We start from the raw sequence: 15277 nt of genomic DNA on the forward strand, positions 1-15277 counted from the left end.
CGATAGCGGCGGCAACGGTTCCGGCCCAGAGGGGCGGGTTGGCGAGGGGCCCGCCGGGCGGCTGCCCGGCAGGCCCGCCTCCGTCACCCCGACTGCGACAGCGGGTCGCCCCACCCCGCGTTCTCCGCGATGTCCGGGTTGGCCAGGACGTCGGCGGAGCAGTCGTAGCGGTGGGCCCGGTCGGTGCCGGGGCCGGCCAGCACCGCGGCATGCGCCCGGCCCAGTGCCGGGCTCGCGCCGTAGGTGCACACCAGTTGGGCCAGGGCGAAGGACGGCAGGTCGCCCGGCTGGACGGTGAGCCGCAGGGCCTCCGCGGGATCGTCCGGGCGCGGGCCGTTGACCTTGAGGTCGGCGGGCAGCGCACTGCTGAAGCCGGCCTTGTCCTCGTCCGTCGACGGCTTTCGCTGGAGCTCGGTCAGCAGGGCGCGGGCCGCCTGCAGGCGGCGTTCGTCGCCGGTGGCCCGGCCGGGCGGCGGGATCGTCCGCTCGACCTGTGCCAGTGCCGAGCCGCACACCAGGTAGACGGTGGCCCGGGTGGAGCCCGCCGCGCCCGGCGTCGACTCGCCCGCCGGCGCCTTGCAGCTGACCCGCGAGGGCGCGCCGCCCGCGTCGACCGGCACCGAGGTGCCCCGGATGCCGCAGCCGGCGGCGGCCAGCGCCAGCGCGGCCACCGTGACGGTGCGCCGCCACTTCCGTGCGCTCGGCGTCGTCGTCCGCCAGCTGCCCGCCACCGTCCGCTGTCCGCCGCGGGGCATCGGCTGTCCGCCCGGCGTCCTCGGCGCTCCCGCCGGCGTCATCGCTCGCCCTCCGTGCCCTCGTTGGTGGTGCCCCGCCGGCCGCCGCGGTCCGGTCCGTTGGAGTCCGCCAGCGGGGAGGCGTCCATCGGGAGCCGCAGGGTGAAGACCGCACCGCCCTCGGGGAGGTTCGCCGCGGTGATCTCACCGCCGTGGATGTGCGCGTTCTCCAGCGCGATGGAGAGGCCGAGGCCGCTGCCCTCCGAACGGGGACGGGAGGCGCTGGCCTTGTAGAAGCGGTCGAAGACGTGCGGCAGAACCTCTTCCGGGATGCCCGGGCCGTGGTCGCGGACCCGGATCACCAGGTCGCCGCCCGGCCGGGTGGTGCCCGGGGCCTCCTCGATGCCCTCGCCGCCGGTGCCCTCCGGGCCGGCCTCCGCGCCGGGCGCAGCCGTACCGCCGCCCTCTACCCCGCCCGCCGCGTCCCCGGCGGGCGCCTCCGCCCCGTGCGCGTCCTCGGTACGCACCGACACCCGCACCGGGGAGCCGCCGTGCTTGAGGGCGTTGCCGATCAGATTGGCGAGGATCACGTCGAGGCGCCGCGGGTCCAGTCGAGCCACGGTGCCGCGGTCCGCGTCCAGGTCCACCGCGTCCAGCCAGGCCCGGGCGTCGATACAGGCGGTGACCTGGTCCGCGACGTCCACGTCGTCCAGCACCAGGCGGGCCGTGCCCGCGTCGAAGCGGGTGACCTCCATCAGGTTCTCCACCAGGTCGTTGAGCCGACGGGTCTCGCTGACCACCAGCTGGACGGCGGGCGCGATCATCGGGTCGAGCGACTCGGACTCCTCCTCCAGCACCTCCGACACCGCGGTGATCGCGGTCAGCGGCGTCCGCAGCTCATGTGACATGTCGGCGACGAAGCGCCGGGAGGCCGCCTCCCGGGCGCTCAGCTCCTCGACCCGCTGCTCCAGACGCTCCGCGGTGCGGTTGAACGTACGGGACAGATCGGCGAGTTCGTCGGTGCCGGTCACCCGCAGCCGGGTGTCCAGCCGGCCCTCACCCAGCTGCCGCGCGGCGTGCCCCAGTCGTTGCACCGGCCGCAGCACGGTCGTCGCGGCGGCCTGCGCCAGCAGCGCCGAGCCGACCAGTGCCAGCGCGGTGGCGATGCCCAGCGACCAGGCCAGCGAGTTGAGGTCCTGCCCCTCGGTGGCCAGCGACTTCATCATGTAGCCGGTGGGCCCGCCGCCGATCACCTTGGCGCCGGCGACGAGGTAGGGGGTGTCCCCGACCTGTTTGCGCTGCCAGTACAGGTGGTGCGAGTAGTGGTTGGACTCGTCGACCGGGCGCACCTCGCCCACGGCCTTGCGCAGCGAGGCGGGGACGGTCCGCAGCGTCAGCAGGTCCTTGTCGGTGGTGGCCGCGCAGTCCTTGCCCGCGCGGTCCACGCCGATCAGCAGCACCACGTAGTTCTGCGGGCCGGCGGCCATCTGCCGCGCCGCGTCCTGGAGTTCGGAGCACCGCGGGCGCAGCGGCAGCGACCGGGTGCTGTCCTCCAGCGATTTGCGGAAGTCGTTGAGCACGGCGTTCTGGGTGCGGTCTAGCACGGTGTTGCGGTTGAGCCAGTACGCGATGCCGGACGCCGAGACCGCCGCGGTCAGTGCCACCAGCCCGAAGACCACCACCAGCCGCAGCCGCAGGCTCGTCCAGCGCAGCAGCCCCGAGGCCCGCCCCAGCAGCCGTGGCATCCGCTGCCCGGCGGGGGGACCGTCCTGCTCGGCCGAGGCCGAGGCCGTCTTCGCCTCCGAGGACGAGGCCGCCTTCGCCTTCGCCTCCGAGGTCGAGGCCGCCGGCCCGGCGGACCGCGCGGCGGAGCCCTCCACCCCGCCGCCGGCGCCGTCGTCCTCCGGTCCGCCCTGGTGGGAACGTTCCGTCACTGCGGGGAGTCCAGTCGGTAGCCGACACCGCGGACGGTACGGATCAAGGTGGGGGAGGAGGGGACGTCCTCCACCTTGGCGCGCAGGCGCTGGACACAGGCGTCTACCAGGCGCGAATCGCCCAGGTAGTCGTGCTCCCACACCAGCCGCAGCAACTGCTGGCGGGAGAGCGCCTGCCCGGGGCGGCGGCTCAGCTCCAGCAGCAACCGCAGCTCGGTCGGTGTCAGTTGTAGGTCCTCGCCGTTCTTGGTGACCGTCATCGCCGAGCGGTCGATCACCAGCGAGCCGAAGGTCGCCGAGTCGCTGGACTCGCGCTCGCCGCGGCGCAGCACGGCCCGGATGCGGGCGTCCAGCACCCGACCCTGGACGGGTTTGACGACATAGTCGTCGGCACCGGACTCCAGCCCCACCACGACGTCGATGTCATCGTTGCGCGCGGTGAGCAGGATGATGGGCAGCTGGTCCGTACGCCTGATCCGCCGGCACACCTCGAAACCGTCGATGCCCGGCAGCATCACATCCAGCACGATCAGGTCCGGCCGCTGCTCACGCAGCAGCTTCAGGCCGTCCTCGCCCGTCGCCGCGGTCACCACACGGTGACCCTGGCGGGACAGCGAGAGTTCGAGGGCCGTGCGGATGGCGTCGTCGTCCTCGATCAGCAACAGGAAAGGCACAGCAGCCATTCTGTCCCATGGGGCGCCGGGAGATCGACCGATGGCGCTCCCATGCACAGGCCCCGTCGCCGTGCGGCAGCCATGCCGCGGTCCCCTGCCCCTGTGACAGGTCTGTGACAGTCGACGGACAACGCGATGAAACTGGGTTGGCAGTCTTTTGGGCACCGGGAGAGATCAACACCCGGGACACACCGAACGAGCTGGCTCTACGACGGGGGGCGCGCGATGAACACACTGCACGGCACCACTTCCAGCGCAGTTATCACGCGACTCCACGACGTCGTACGCACCACCGAGAAGTCCGGTGCCGCAGGGGCCGCCGCCGTACGGGGGTGCACGCGCTCCATCGGGCGTCAGCGGCTGCCGTTCATGGTGGCCATCGACGCGACGACGGTGACGCTCGACGGGGGAGTCGAAGGAAACCGGGGGCACGGGGGCGACGCCACCCACGGGGGAAACAACGGGGGAACGGAGTACGGGGAGGCCACGGGGGAACGGCGTTCCGCAACGGAGGCGGCCGAGGCCGAAGCGGCCTTCACCGCCTACGTCCAGGAGCGCCGCGCCTCCCTGTACGCCACCGCCTACCACCTGACCGGTGACCGCTTCGAGGCCGAGGACCTGCTGCAGAGCGCGCTGTTCTCGACCTACCGGGCCTGGGACCGGATCAGCGACAAGGCGGCGCTGGGCGGCTACCTGCGCCGCACCATGACCAATCTGCACATCAGCGCCTGGCGCCGGCGCAAGCTCAACGAGTACCCCACCGAGGAGCTGCCGGAGACGGTCGGCGAGGTGGACGCGATGCGCGGCACCGAGCTGCGGGCCGTGCTGTGGCAGGCGCTGGCCCGGCTGCCCGAGACGCAGCGCACCATGCTGGTGCTGCGCTACTACGAGGGCCGTACGGACCCGGAGATCGCGGACATCCTCAACATCAGTGTCGGCACGGTGAAGTCGAGCATCTGGCGCGCCCTGCGCCGGCTGCGCGAGGACGAGGTCCTCAGCTTCGGACGTGACGAGGAAGAGTCCTTCGGCGAGCTGGTGGCCTGAAGGACCGGGCCCGAGGGGAACGGGCCCGCACCCGAGGGAGCCCGAGGGGGGTAGCCCGAGGGGGGAACGGGGGATACGGGGGAACCGGCCGAGGCGGAGCAATCTGCCGAAGCCGGACGTATCGGGGGATACGGGGGAATCGGGGGAACGGAGCGGGTTCGGGTGGCCGGGGGGTCTGCCCGAACCCGCTCCTTTATGCGTGCCCGATCCGCGCCGGGTGCCGTGCCCGGCGAGGAGCCTGCGACTGTGCCCGACGAGGAGCCTGCGGCCGCGGCGCGCTCAGGGGCGTACCGCCGCGCCCGCTGCGTCCACCGCCCGCGCGGCCGCTATCCGGGTCAGTGCCTCCGGCGCGGCACAGGGGTGCGCGCCCAGCGCGGTGTGCCGGGCCACCAGCGAGCGCTCGCCGCGCATCAGGCGCAGCCCCCGGCGGACGAGGTACGGCGCGGGTTTGCGGCCCTCCCGCAGATCGCGGGCCAGGCGGCGCCGGAACGTCGTGGACGGTCGGCCGCGCAGACACAGCGCATCGGCCAGCAGGCCCGCCGCGCGGCAGGTCGCTATGAGGTCGGCGGCGAAGACCCCCTCGGCGATGAACAGCGCCGCGCCGCCGAGGTCCAGCCCGGACGCGCCGACCCGGGCGCTGGCGGAGATGTCGTACACCGGGACGTCGGCGCGCCCCGTACGGCACAGTGCCTCGATGGCGGCCGCGGCGGCGCCGGCGTCCCAGGAGAGCGGTGAGTCCCAGTCCGCGCCGCCCCCGTCGGCGAGTTGGGGCAGCGTCGGGTCCGTCCCCTCCTTGTAGAAGTCGTCGAGGTTGAGGACCGGCAGGCCGCTGCGGGCGGCCAGCGAGGTCTTGCCGGAGCCCGAGGGACCGGTCAGCAGGACGACGCGGGCGGTGGGGGCGGAGGAGTGGAAGCTCACGGGCAGTCATTGTCCCGTATGCGGCCGTGTGGGGTACCCCTGGCGTGCGGGGTGGATCGGCCACTCTGCACCAACTACGCTACGGAGTCAGTCGATTACCCAACGCCCTGTGCTCGCACGACCTTTCGAACTACAGGCAGGTGGCCCATGCCCTCCCACGCACGTCCCAAGCCCAGCCGCGTACCGCGCACCCTGCTGCGCGCCGGTCTGCTGGTCTCCGCGGCCGGCGCCGCCCTCGCGGCCGGCGGTACGGCAACGGCGAGCGCGGCCCCCGCGACCGCCCCGGCGCACGGCACCGACACCGGTGCCACGGCCTCCGCCCTGACCGGTGCGCTGCTGCACTCCGTCGCCGGCGGCGTCGGCCCGGTCAAGGACCTCCAGCTGGACCCGCTCGCCCGCACCAACGTCGACCCGCTCACCAACGCCGTCGGCACCCAGGTCGCCGACTTCAAGCCGCTGACCACCGCCACGCTGACCGGCTCCCTCTCCCGGGGCGCCGCGATCCGCGACGTACCCCTGCTCGGCACGGCCAGCAGGATCCTGCCGGGGTGACGACCGCGCCCGGGGTCGTCGGCGCGGCGGCCCTGAGGCGCCCGGGCCGGCCGCGGCCACCTCGACGGCCGGGGCCGGCCCCGATCAGCGCCCGTGGAAGGCCGCGACCATCGCCTCCATGTCGTCCTGGAACGAACAGCTCAGCGCCAGCCACGAGCCGTCGACGAAGACCAGATCGAAGCGGCCGCGCGGGAAGGTCATGCGGGGCGCGGGCCGCAGCTGTGCGATGTTCGAGAGCTGCACCTGCGCGGCGAGCTCCAGCTCCGCAGGGCGCTCCCGCCAGCCGGTGGCCTGGTCGGTCAGGACGAACAGCCGGCGGTCGGTGAGCGCCTGGTGCCGCGGCGAGCCGCCGGCGTTGGTGACCTGGACGAGGAACCGGCCGGCCATGCTCGTCCAGCTGCCCTCCATGGGCTTGCCGAACATCGCGCGCTCGGCGGCGTCGTCCATGGCGTCCTCGGCGTTCTCCCGGGCCTCGTTCAGCCCCTCCGCGACATGTCCGACCGCGCGGGTCAGCGGGTTGTCGACCAGCCCGTTGTCCAGCAGCCGGCCGCCGGCCGGCCGGGGGGCCGCCGCCTCGCCCGGTGGCCGCGATGCCTTGTCCAGGACGCTGCTCAACGCCCCCCAGACCCCCTTCTTGCGCGGCGAGGGCTTCCGCGGCGCCCTCAGCGGGGCGGGCACCAGCGGCAGGTTCGGGTAGACGTCATAGTCCCTGGCCTCCCGCAGCACTTCGCCGGGGTGGAGGAACTGCCGGCAGGGGGTGACGTGGTCGGTCTTCGGCACGCGTTCAGGCTCCTTGGTCCGGCCGGTTCAGACGCCGTGGGCGAAGGCGGCGACGAACCCCTCCATGTTCGTGCGCAGCACGCTGCCCAGGGCGATCCACGACCCGTCGACGAAGGTGACGTCGAACCGCCCCCGGCTGATGGCCTTCGGATGTGCGGTGACCCGCGCGATGTGGGTACGCGGCACCGCCACCCCGAAGTCCCACTGCGGGGCGGGGTTCCGCCAGCTCGTGTTGTGGTCCACCAGCAGGATCAGCCGACGGTCGGTCAGCGCCTGGCGCTTGGGGTCACCGCCCGCGTTGGTCAGATCGACCAGGAAGCGGCCGGCCATGCTCTGCCAGCCGCCGTCCATGACGGTGCCCCAGATCGCCCTTTCGGTCGCCCGGTCGGCGAAGTGCTCCAGGTTGAGCGCCGCGTTCTCCACCCGGTCCCCGACGCGCCCGGCTGCCCGGGTGGCCGGGTTGTTGACCAGTCGGTTGGTGCCCAGGGCCTCCAGCGGGCGGGTCACCTTGTCCAGCGCGCTCCCCAGCGCGCCCCGTACCCGCTGTTCGAGCGCTGACGGAGGCGGCGGGGTACGGGGCGTGCGCAGCTGGGCGGGGACGGAGGGCAGCGCCGAGTTCCCGTAGTAGTCCGAGGCGATGATCAGCCGTTCCCCGGGCTGGAGGAAGGGCGGAAAGCAGTCTCGGTAGTCCGGCCTCATCCGGTGCGGCTCCTCTCGTGGCGCGTCCGTTCCGTGGTGAACGGACCGTGGGGGCCGCGCCATTGCCGGCGGTGGCCGGGCGCGTGACCAGGTGGGGGCTCGACGTCTGGTGCGTCGAGGAGTCGCGTCCATCGTAGTGAGGGGGCCGGAGCGCGAAGCGGGGCCCCGCCATCTGGCGAGGCCCCGCACGGGCAGTGCTGACGAGCCGTCATAAGGCCGTCGGAGCAGGCCTAAACGCCCATCGGGTGCCAGACCGTCTTGGTCTCCAGGAACGCCAGCAGGCGGTCCGTGCCCGGGGCGGCCTTCCAGTCCACCGGCGCCGGGCGCAGCACCCGCTTGAGGTTGTCGGCCGCCGCCGTCTCCAGCTCCTTCGCCAGGTCGGCGTCCGCGCCGGCCAGATCGAGGGCGTTGACGTCCTGGTGGGCGGCGAGCGGGGCCGCGATCTCGGCCGTACGGCCGGAGAGGACGTTGACCACACCGCCCGGGAGGTCGGAAGTGGCCAGCACCTCGCCCAGCGAGAGGGCGGGCAGCGGCGCCTCCTGGGCGGCCGCCACGACCACCGTGTTGCCGGTGACGATCGCCGGGGCGATCACCGAGACCAGGCCGAGGAACGACGACTCCTGGGGCGCCAGCACCGCGACCACACCCGTCGGCTCCGGTGCGGAGAGGTTGAAGTACGGCCCGGCGACCGGGTTGGCGCCGCCGGCGATCTGGGCGACCTTGTCGGACCAGCCCGCGTACCAGACCCAGCGGTCGATCGCCGCGTCCACCTGCGCGGTGGCCTTGGCCTTCGAGCGGCCCTCGGCGTCGGCGACCTCCGCGATGAACTGGTCGCGGCGGCCCTCCAGCATCTCGGCGATGCGGTAGAGGATCTGGCCGCGGTTGTACGCCGTGGCGCCCGACCAGCCGCCGAACGCCTTGCGGGCGGCGACCACCGCGTCCCGCGCGTCCTTGCGGGAGGACAGCGGGGCGTTGGCGAGCCATGTGCCCTTGGAGTCGGTCACCTCGTACACCCGCCCGCTCTCGGACCGGGGGAACTTCCCCCCGACGTACAGCTTGTAGGTCTTGAAGACGGACAGTCGGCCAGTCAGCTCAGACATTGAGGTACGCCTCCAGACCGTGCCGGCCGCCCTCGCGGCCGTAGCCCGACTCCTGGTAGCCGCCGAACGGCGAGGCCGGGTCGAACTTGTTGAACGTGTTGGACCAGATGACGCCCGCCCGCAGCTTGTTCGCCATCCACAGCATCCGCGAGCCCTTCTCCGTCCAGATGCCGGCGGACAGGCCGTAGGGCGTGTTGTTGGCCTTCTCCACCGCCTCCGCGGGGGTGCGGAAGGTCAGCACGGACAGCACCGGGCCGAAGATCTCCTCCCGGGCGATCCGGTGCGCCTGGGTGACGCCGGTGAACAGCGTCGGCGCGAACCAGTAGCCGGCGGACGGCAGTTCACAGGCCGGGGACCAGCGCTCGGCGCCCTCGGCCTGGCCGGCGTCGGCCAGCTCGGTGATCCGGGCCAGCTGCTCGGCGGAGTTGATCGCGCCGATGTCGGTGTTCTTGTCCAGCGGGTCACCCACGCGCAGGGTCGCCATCCGGCGCTTAAGCGCGTCCAGCAGCTCGTCGGCCACCGACTCCTGGACCAGCAGGCGGGAGCCCGCACAGCAGACGTGGCCCTGGTTGAAGAAGATGCCGTTGACGATGCCCTCGACGGCCTGATCGAGCGGTGCGTCGTCGAAGACGATGTTCGCCGCCTTGCCGCCCAGCTCCAGCGTCACCTTCTTGTCGGTGCCGGCGACCGTGCGGGCGATGGCCTTGCCCACCTCGGTGGAGCCGGTGAAGGCGACCTTGTTGACGTCGGGGTGGGCGACCAGCGCCGCGCCCGTGGAGCCGTCTCCGGTGAGGATGTTGACGACGCCCTTGGGCAGGCCCGCCTGGCGGCAGATGTCCGCGAAGAAGAGGGCGGACAGCGGGGTGGTCTCGGCGGGCTTGAGGACGACCGTGTTGCCGGTCGCCAGCGCCGGGGCGATCTTCCACGCCAGCATCAGCAGGGGGAAGTTCCACGGGATGACCTGGCCCGCGACGCCCAGGGGGCGGGGGTTGGGGCCGTAGCCCGCGTGGTCGAGCTTGTCGGCCCAGCCCGCGTAGTAGAAGAAGTGCGCGGCGACCAGCGGCAGGTCGGCGTCCCGGGACTCCCGGATCGGCTTGCCGTTGTCCAGCGTCTCCAGGACCGCCAGCTCCCGCGAGCGCTCCTGGATGATCCGGGCGATCCGGAAGAGGTACTTGGCGCGCTCGGCGCCCGGCAGCGCGGACCACTTCTCGAAGGCCTTGCGGGCGGCCTTCACGGCGCGGTCGACGTCGTCGCCGGTGGCCTGCGCGACCTCGGAGAGGACCTCCTCCGAGGACGGGGAGACGGTCTTGAAGACCTTGCCGTCGGAGGCCGGCGCGAACTCGCCGTCGATGAACAGGCCGTAGGACGGCGCGATGTCGACGACCGCGCGGGACTCGGGTGCGGGTGCGTAATCGAAGGTCATGGGAGCCTCAGTCCACCGTGACGTAGTCGGGGCCGGAGTAGCGGCCGGTGCTGAGCTTCTGGCGCTGCATCAGCAGGTCGTTCAGGAGGCTGGAGGCGCCGAAGCGGAACCAGTCGGCGGTCAGCCAGGGCTCGCCGAGCGTCTCGTTGACCATGACCAGGTACTTGATCGCGTCCTTGGTCGTACGGATGCCGCCGGCCGGCTTCACGCCGACCTGGACGCCGGTGGCGGCGTGGAAGTCGCGCACCGCCTCCAGCATCAGCAGCGTGACGGGCGGGGTGGCGTTGACGGCGACCTTGCCGGTCGAGGTCTTGATGAAGTCGGCGCCGGCCAGCATCGCGAGCCAGGAGACCCGGCGGACGTTGTCGTACGTCTGGAGTTCGCCGGTCTCGAAGATGACCTTGAGGTGCGCCGCGCTGCCGTCGGGACGGGCGCAGGCCTCCTTGACGGCCTTGATCTCCTCGAAGACCTCCAGGTAGCGGCCGGAGAGGAACGCGCCCCGGTCGATCACCATGTCGATCTCGTCGGCCCCGGCCGCGACCGCGTCCCGGGTGTCGGCCAGCTTCACCGGCAGCGCGGCGCGGCCGGCCGGGAAGGCGGTGGCGACGGACGCGACGTGGATGCCGGAGTCGCCGAGCGCCTCCTTGGCCGTCGCGACCATGTCCGGGTAGACGCAGATCGCCGCGACCTTGGGGGCGGTGCGGTCGGTGGGGTCGGGGTGGATGCCCTTGGCGCACAGCGCCCGGACCTTGCCCGGGGTGTCCGCGCCTTCGAGGGTCGTCAGGTCGATCATCGAGATGGCGAGGTCGATGGCGTACGCCTTCGCCGTCGTCTTGACCGAGCGGGTGCCGAGGGTGGCGGCGCGGGCTTCCAGGCCGACCGCGTCGACGCCGGGGAGGCCGTGCAGGAAGCGGCGCAGCGCACCGTCGTCGGCGGTCACGTCCGCCATTGACGCCAGACGCCCCGCGGCTTCCTTGCCGTATGCGGGAACAGTGATGGGCATGGTCACGAGGGGAGCATATCTACGCGCGTAGCGCCATGTCACCCCCCTCGCTGGACTCAATCCGGCCCACGACCCGAATGATGCCGTAACGCAATGTCCGGCATGCGGACGGTCGGGCAGAATCTGCCGCATGACGAGCCAGCGACGCGCCACCCCGCCTCAGCAGCAGTACGCCGAGCGCAGTTACCGCTCGCCCGCGGCCCTCGTCGGCGGTGTGCTGCTCCTGCTGTTGGCGCTCTGGCTCGGCGGCGACGCCTTGCTCCGCGGCGGTGCCCACACCCGGCTGACTACGGTCTTCGGGCTGCTGCTGGTCGTCCCGCTGGTCACCGCCTACACCCTGCGGCCCCTGGTGCGGGCCGGCGAGGAGCGGCTGACGGTCCGTAACCCGTTCCGCACGATCACCCTGCCCTGGGGGGCGATCGAGGGCTTCCGCGCCGCGTTCTCCGCCGAGGTGGTCACCACCACCGGCGGCCGGTACCAGCTGTGGGCCATCCCGGTCTCGCTGCGGCAGCGCAAGAAGGCCCAACGGCAGGCGATGCGCGGCGCGGGCGCTTCCGGGCCCCGCTTCGGCCCGAACGCCGACGCCGGCCCGGTGCCGCGCGCCCTGGCCGACCAGGCCCTCGACGAGCTCCGGGGGGTCAGGGACCGGGCGGCGGAGCGCGGGTCCGCACAGGGCGAGCCGGTGGTCCGCTGGTCGTACCCGGTCATCGCACCGGCCGTGGTGGGCGCGATCGGGCTCGCGGTGATGCTCGCGCTGTGAGCGTGAGCGGCCGGTGGCGGGGGAGCCGGCCCGATTCGGGGGTGGGACCGTCCGGGGGTGGGACCGTCCGGGGGCCCGGTCCGGGGGCGGGACGGACCCGCCCCCGACCGTTCGTCAGATGCCGGCCGCGGCCGACACGTCCGCCGTGAGGTCGGCCAGCGCCTGCGCCGCCTTCTTCCGGGCCGCCGGCAGCGCCTCGGCCGAGCCGACCGGCACCACGACCTCCAGGTAGCACTTGAGCTTGGGCTCGGTGCCGCTGGGGCGGACGACGACCCGGGCGGATTCGACGCCCGCCTCCGGCGACCCGGCGAGGTAGTAGCGCAGCCCGTCGGTCGGCGGCAGTTCCGCACTGCCCTCGTTCAGGTCGTCGGCCCGCTCCACCACCAGCCCGGCCAGTGCGGACGGCGGCTGGGCGCGCAGCCGGCGCATGGCGGCGGCGATCAGCGACAGGTCCTCGACCCGGACCGACAGCTGGTCGGTGGCGTGCAGCCCGCACTGCACCGCGAGGTCGTCCAGCAGGTCGCCGAGCGTCCGGCCGGCCTGCTTGAGCTCCGCGGCCAGCTCGGCGACCAGCAGCGCCGCGGTGATCCCGTCCTTGTCGCGCACGCCCTCCGGGTCGACGCAGTAGCCCAGCGCCTCCTCGTAGGCGTAGCGCAGGCCGTCGACCCGGGCGAGCCACTTGAAGCCGGTCAGCGTCTCCTCATACGGGAGCGCGGCGCCGCCGGCGATCCGGGACATCAGCTGCGAGGAGACGATCGTCGTGGCGAAGGTGCCACGGGCGCCCTTGCCGGTCAGGTGGGCGGCGAGCAGGGCGCCGACCTCGTCACCGCGCAGCATCCGCCAGCCCTCGGGCGTGCCGGGGTCCGGGACGGCGACCGCACAGCGGTCCGCGTCGGGGTCGTTGGCGATCACGATGTCCACCCCGCCGCCGGCGCCGTCCGCCCCGCCCGCGTCCAGGGAGCGCGCGGTGGCGAACGCGAGGTCCATCGCGCCCGGCTCCTCCGGGTTGGGGAAGGCGACGGTCGGGAACTCCGGGTCCGGCTCGGCCTGCGCCTCGACGACCGCCGGGGCAGGGAAGCCGGCCCGGGCGAACGCGGCGAGCAGGGTGTCCCGGCCGACGCCGTGCATCGGGGTGTAGACCACGTTCAGCTCGCGCGGGGAGCCGGGGGTGAGCACCGCGTCGGTGCGCGCCAGATAGGCCGTCAGGACGGCGTCGTCGAGGGTCTCCCAGCCGGACTCGGGACGCGGTACGTCCGCCAGCGAGGCCACCGCGGCGATCTCGGCGGCGATCTCCCCGTCGGCGGGCGGCACGATCTGCGAGCCGTCGCCCAGATAGACCTTGTAGCCGTTGTCCCGCGGGGGGTTGTGACTGGCGGTGACCTCGACACCGGCCACCGCGCCCAGGTGCCGGATCGCGAACGCCAGCACGGGGGTCGGCAGCGGGCGCGGCAGCAGCGCGGCCCGCAGGCCGGCGCCGACCATCACGGCCGCGGTGTCCCGCGCGAAGTCGGCGCTCTTGTGGCGCGCGTCGTAGCCGATGACGACCAGCCCGGAGCCCTCGCCCTTCGCCTTGAGGTACGCGGCGAGGCCGGCCGCGGCCCGGATGACCACCGAGCGGTTCATCCGCATCGGGCCCGCGCCCAGCTCCCCGCGCAGTCCGGCGGTGCCGAACTGCAGGGTGCCGGCGAACCGCGCGGCCAGTTCGTCGGTGTTCCGGGCGTCGAGGAGCCCGGCCAGCTCGTCCCGGGTCTCCGGGTCGGGGTCCTCGGCCAGCCATGCCTGGGCCCGGTTGATCAGCTCCGCGGGATCGGTAGCCACGTGATGCTCCTGCCTATCGGTGCGTTGGGGGTGAGGTACGGGGTGGACCTACGGGGCTGCCGGGCGCTCGCGCGGCGCACGCCCGGCTCGTACCCCTTACCCCGCGCCCAGGACGCACCGCGTCGACCGGTCAGGTGCACCGGCCGGCGCCCGCCGGGGGCGGCCGCCCGACAGGCCCCAGACCTAGGGCGTTTCTTTCGGATCTTCGTGGGCTCGCGGGGTCCACGAAGATCCAAAAGAAACGCCCTGGCTCTTCGGAACCGGCTAGATCTTGGTGAGGACCTGGCCGAGCAGGGCGCCCATCCGCGAGGCGGAGTCGCGGCCGGCCTGCAGTACCTCTTCGTGGTTGAGCGGCTCACCCGTCATGCCGGCGGCGAGGTTGGTCACCAGGGACAGTCCGAGCACCTCGGCGCCCGCCTCCCGCGCCGCGATGGCCTCCAGGACGGTGGACATGCCGACCAGGTCACCGCCCAGCGTGCGGATCATCTTGATCTCGGCCGGGGTCTCGTAGTGCGGGCCGGGGAGCTGGGCGTAGACGCCCTCCTCCAGCGACGAGTCGATCTCCTTGCACAGCGCGCGCAGCCGCGGCGAGTACAGGTCGGTGAGGTCGACGAAGTTGGCGCCGACGATCGGGGAGGTGGCGGTGAGGTTGAGGTGGTCGCTGATGAGGACCGGCTGGCCCGGGCGCATGCCCTCGCGCAGGCCGCCGCACCCGTTGGTGAGCACCACGGTCTTGCAGCCGGCGGCGACGGCGGTGCGCACGCCATGGGCGACGGCGGCGACCCCGCGGCCCTCGTAGTAATGGGTGCGGCCCAGGAAGACCAGCGCCCGCTTCTCGCCCACCCGGTAGGAGCGGATCGTGCCGCCGTGTCCGGCGACGGCCGGCGCCGGGAAGCCGGGCAGCTCGGTGACGGGGAATTCGTGCTCGGGCGCGCCCAGGGCCTCGGCGGCCGGCGCCCAGCCGGAGCCCATCACCAGGGCGACGTCGTGGGTCTCGGCGCCGGTCAGCTCGCGCAGGCGGGCGGCGGCGTCGGCGGCGGCGCCCTGCGGGTCGCGCGCGATGTCCGGAGTAACAGATGCGTTCACGCGGACGAGGGTAGCCGGTATTCCCCTACGCGCGTAGATGTCGCTGCCGACGGTCCTGGAATCGTTGCCTTGTGACTTCTGTCCAAGAAGGGCTGCCCGGCGGCTTCCGCCCGGCGCCTTCCGCCCGGGGACGCGCGCCCGGGCCGGAGGGGCGCCGGCGCACGTCCCGTCCCGCCGGCCGCGCGGACCCACCGGGCGCCGGGCGCGCCACCAGCGGGCCCGAACCGCTCAGCAGGGCCGCTTGCGCAGCTCCATCACATAGTCGTGCGGGGCGCCGGCGGACTCCGCGGCGTCGGCGATCTCGCCGAGGTAGCGAGCGGAGGGCAGGCCGCCCTCGTAGCCGTTGAGGACGTAGATCCAGGCGGCCTCGTCGCCGTCGAGGGTGTGTACGCGGACCCGCATCCGGCGGTAGATGCCCATCCCGACGCCCTCCCACCGGTCCATGGACTCCTCGTCCCCGGGGGCGATGTCGTAGAGCGCGACGAAGAGCTGGGAGTCGGGGTCCTCGACGACCGTCGCCAGCGCTCCCTCCCAGCCCATCTGCTCGCCGCCGAAGGTGAGCCGCCAGCCGTTCAGCCAGCCGGTGCCGCGCAGCGGCGAGTGCGGTGCGCGGCGGGACATCAGCCGCGCGTCGAGGTTGCCGGCGTACGCGGCGTAGAGCGACATGGTTCCGAGGGTACGGGAGGTTGCCCGCCGGGCTCGTGGTACCGGAGGTTCGTACGACAAGGTGGGCGCCGAGTGTGCCCCGGGCG

15 protein-coding genes are annotated in these 15277 nt (G+C 73.3%); 3 read left to right on the forward strand and 12 right to left on the reverse strand.

Annotated elements, in window-relative coordinates:
* Positions 1 to 83: 83 nt before the first annotated feature.
* The 3 genes from AB0G84_RS02525 to afsQ1 form a co-directional block, all read right to left on the reverse strand.
* Entirely contained in the window at positions 84 to 797 is a 714-nt protein-coding gene (locus AB0G84_RS02525) for a hypothetical protein (protein WP_361314321.1), read from the reverse strand.
* A complete protein-coding gene (locus AB0G84_RS02530; RefSeq protein WP_361315103.1) occupies positions 794 to 2479 on the reverse strand; it encodes an ATP-binding protein in 1686 nt (561 codons plus the stop codon). The genes AB0G84_RS02525 and AB0G84_RS02530 overlap by 4 nt, the downstream gene beginning before the upstream one ends.
* 185 nt (positions 2480 to 2664) lie before the next feature.
* Positions 2665 to 3342: a two-component system response regulator AfsQ1 gene (gene afsQ1, locus AB0G84_RS02535; RefSeq protein ID WP_026169550.1), complete on the reverse strand. Its 678-nt coding sequence runs from the start codon at positions 3340 to 3342 to the stop codon at positions 2665 to 2667.
* A 225-nt stretch (positions 3343 to 3567) separates the two neighbouring features.
* Between afsQ1 and AB0G84_RS02540 the strand changes: the two genes are divergently transcribed.
* On the forward strand, positions 3568 to 4386 hold the full coding sequence (locus AB0G84_RS02540; RefSeq protein ID WP_361314323.1) for a SigE family RNA polymerase sigma factor: 819 nt from the start codon (positions 3568 to 3570) through the stop codon (positions 4384 to 4386).
* Positions 4387 to 4665: 279 nt separating this feature from the next.
* Here the strand turns inward: AB0G84_RS02540 and AB0G84_RS02545 are convergent, their stop codons facing one another.
* Positions 4666 to 5304: an ATP-binding protein gene (locus tag AB0G84_RS02545; RefSeq protein WP_361314326.1), complete on the reverse strand. Its 639-nt coding sequence runs from the start codon at positions 5302 to 5304 to the stop codon at positions 4666 to 4668.
* 147 nt (positions 5305 to 5451) lie between these two features.
* Between AB0G84_RS02545 and AB0G84_RS02550 the strand changes: the two genes are divergently transcribed.
* Positions 5452 to 5856, forward strand: coding sequence for a hypothetical protein (locus tag AB0G84_RS02550; protein WP_361314328.1), 405 nt, complete (start codon positions 5452 to 5454; stop codon positions 5854 to 5856).
* 84 nt (positions 5857 to 5940) lie between these two features.
* Here the strand turns inward: AB0G84_RS02550 and AB0G84_RS02555 are convergent, their stop codons facing one another.
* The 5 genes from AB0G84_RS02555 to deoC form a co-directional block, all read right to left on the reverse strand.
* A complete protein-coding gene (locus AB0G84_RS02555) occupies positions 5941 to 6636 on the reverse strand; it encodes a hypothetical protein (protein WP_361314331.1) in 696 nt (231 codons plus the stop codon).
* 27 nt (positions 6637 to 6663) lie between these two features.
* Positions 6664 to 7335 carry a hypothetical protein gene (locus AB0G84_RS02560; RefSeq protein ID WP_361314334.1) on the reverse strand — a complete coding sequence of 224 codons (672 nt, stop codon included), beginning with the start codon at positions 7333 to 7335 and terminating at the stop codon, positions 6664 to 6666.
* Between the two features lie 230 nt (positions 7336 to 7565).
* On the reverse strand, positions 7566 to 8435 hold the full coding sequence (locus tag AB0G84_RS02565) for an aldehyde dehydrogenase family protein (protein ID WP_361314337.1): 870 nt from the start codon (positions 8433 to 8435) through the stop codon (positions 7566 to 7568).
* Positions 8428 to 9858, reverse strand: coding sequence for an aldehyde dehydrogenase family protein (locus AB0G84_RS02570; RefSeq protein WP_361314339.1), 1431 nt, complete (start codon positions 9856 to 9858; stop codon positions 8428 to 8430). The genes AB0G84_RS02565 and AB0G84_RS02570 overlap by 8 nt, the downstream gene beginning before the upstream one ends.
* A gap of 7 nt (positions 9859 to 9865) precedes the next feature.
* The gene (gene deoC / locus AB0G84_RS02575) at positions 9866 to 10861 is read right to left on the reverse strand and encodes a deoxyribose-phosphate aldolase (RefSeq protein WP_361315106.1); all 996 of its coding nucleotides are present in this window, start codon (positions 10859 to 10861) and stop codon (positions 9866 to 9868) included.
* A 130-nt stretch (positions 10862 to 10991) separates the two neighbouring features.
* On the opposite strand from deoC, the gene AB0G84_RS02580 reads away from it, so the two are divergent.
* Entirely contained in the window at positions 10992 to 11621 is a 630-nt protein-coding gene (locus AB0G84_RS02580; RefSeq protein WP_361314342.1) for a PH domain-containing protein, read from the forward strand.
* 114 nt (positions 11622 to 11735) lie between these two features.
* Here the strand turns inward: AB0G84_RS02580 and AB0G84_RS02585 are convergent, their stop codons facing one another.
* From AB0G84_RS02585 to AB0G84_RS02595, 3 genes are all read right to left on the reverse strand, one after another.
* Positions 11736 to 13439, reverse strand: coding sequence for a phospho-sugar mutase (locus AB0G84_RS02585; protein ID WP_361314345.1), 1704 nt, complete (start codon positions 13437 to 13439; stop codon positions 11736 to 11738).
* Between the two features lie 264 nt (positions 13440 to 13703).
* On the reverse strand, positions 13704 to 14525 hold the full coding sequence (locus AB0G84_RS02590; protein ID WP_361314348.1) for a purine-nucleoside phosphorylase: 822 nt from the start codon (positions 14523 to 14525) through the stop codon (positions 13704 to 13706).
* Positions 14526 to 14753: 228 nt separating this feature from the next.
* Positions 14754 to 15191, reverse strand: a complete 438-nt coding sequence (locus AB0G84_RS02595) for a gamma-glutamylcyclotransferase (RefSeq protein WP_361314351.1) — start codon at positions 15189 to 15191, stop codon at positions 14754 to 14756.
* Positions 15192 to 15277: the final 86 nt, after the last annotated feature.

The organism is Streptomyces sp. NPDC020742 (genome assembly GCF_040641675.1).
In the GTDB taxonomy this organism is placed as follows: domain Bacteria; phylum Actinomycetota; class Actinomycetes; order Streptomycetales; family Streptomycetaceae; genus Streptomyces.

Excerpts from the sequence above, each read along its gene's own strand:
- AB0G84_RS02525 (WP_361314321.1), bottom strand. The coding sequence starts at position 797 with ATGACGCCGGCGGGAGCGCCGAGGACGCCGGGCGGACAGCCGATGCCC.
- AB0G84_RS02550 (WP_361314328.1), top strand. The coding sequence starts at position 5,452 with ATGCCCTCCCACGCACGTCCCAAGCCCAGCCGCGTACCGCGCACCCTG.
- deoC (WP_361315106.1), bottom strand. The coding sequence starts at position 10,861 with ATGCCCATCACTGTTCCCGCATACGGCAAGGAAGCCGCGGGGCGTCTG.
- AB0G84_RS02580 (WP_361314342.1), top strand. The coding sequence starts at position 10,992 with ATGACGAGCCAGCGACGCGCCACCCCGCCTCAGCAGCAGTACGCCGAG.
- AB0G84_RS02565 (WP_361314337.1), bottom strand. The coding sequence starts at position 8,435 with ATGTCTGAGCTGACTGGCCGACTGTCCGTCTTCAAGACCTACAAGCTG.
- AB0G84_RS02570 (WP_361314339.1), bottom strand. The coding sequence starts at position 9,858 with ATGACCTTCGATTACGCACCCGCACCCGAGTCCCGCGCGGTCGTCGAC.
- AB0G84_RS02595 (WP_361314351.1), bottom strand. The coding sequence starts at position 15,191 with ATGTCGCTCTACGCCGCGTACGCCGGCAACCTCGACGCGCGGCTGATG.
- AB0G84_RS02530 (WP_361315103.1), bottom strand. The coding sequence starts at position 2,479 with ATGCCACGGCTGCTGGGGCGGGCCTCGGGGCTGCTGCGCTGGACGAGC.
- AB0G84_RS02560 (WP_361314334.1), bottom strand. The coding sequence starts at position 7,335 with ATGAGGCCGGACTACCGAGACTGCTTTCCGCCCTTCCTCCAGCCCGGG.
- AB0G84_RS02540 (WP_361314323.1), top strand. The coding sequence starts at position 3,568 with ATGAACACACTGCACGGCACCACTTCCAGCGCAGTTATCACGCGACTC.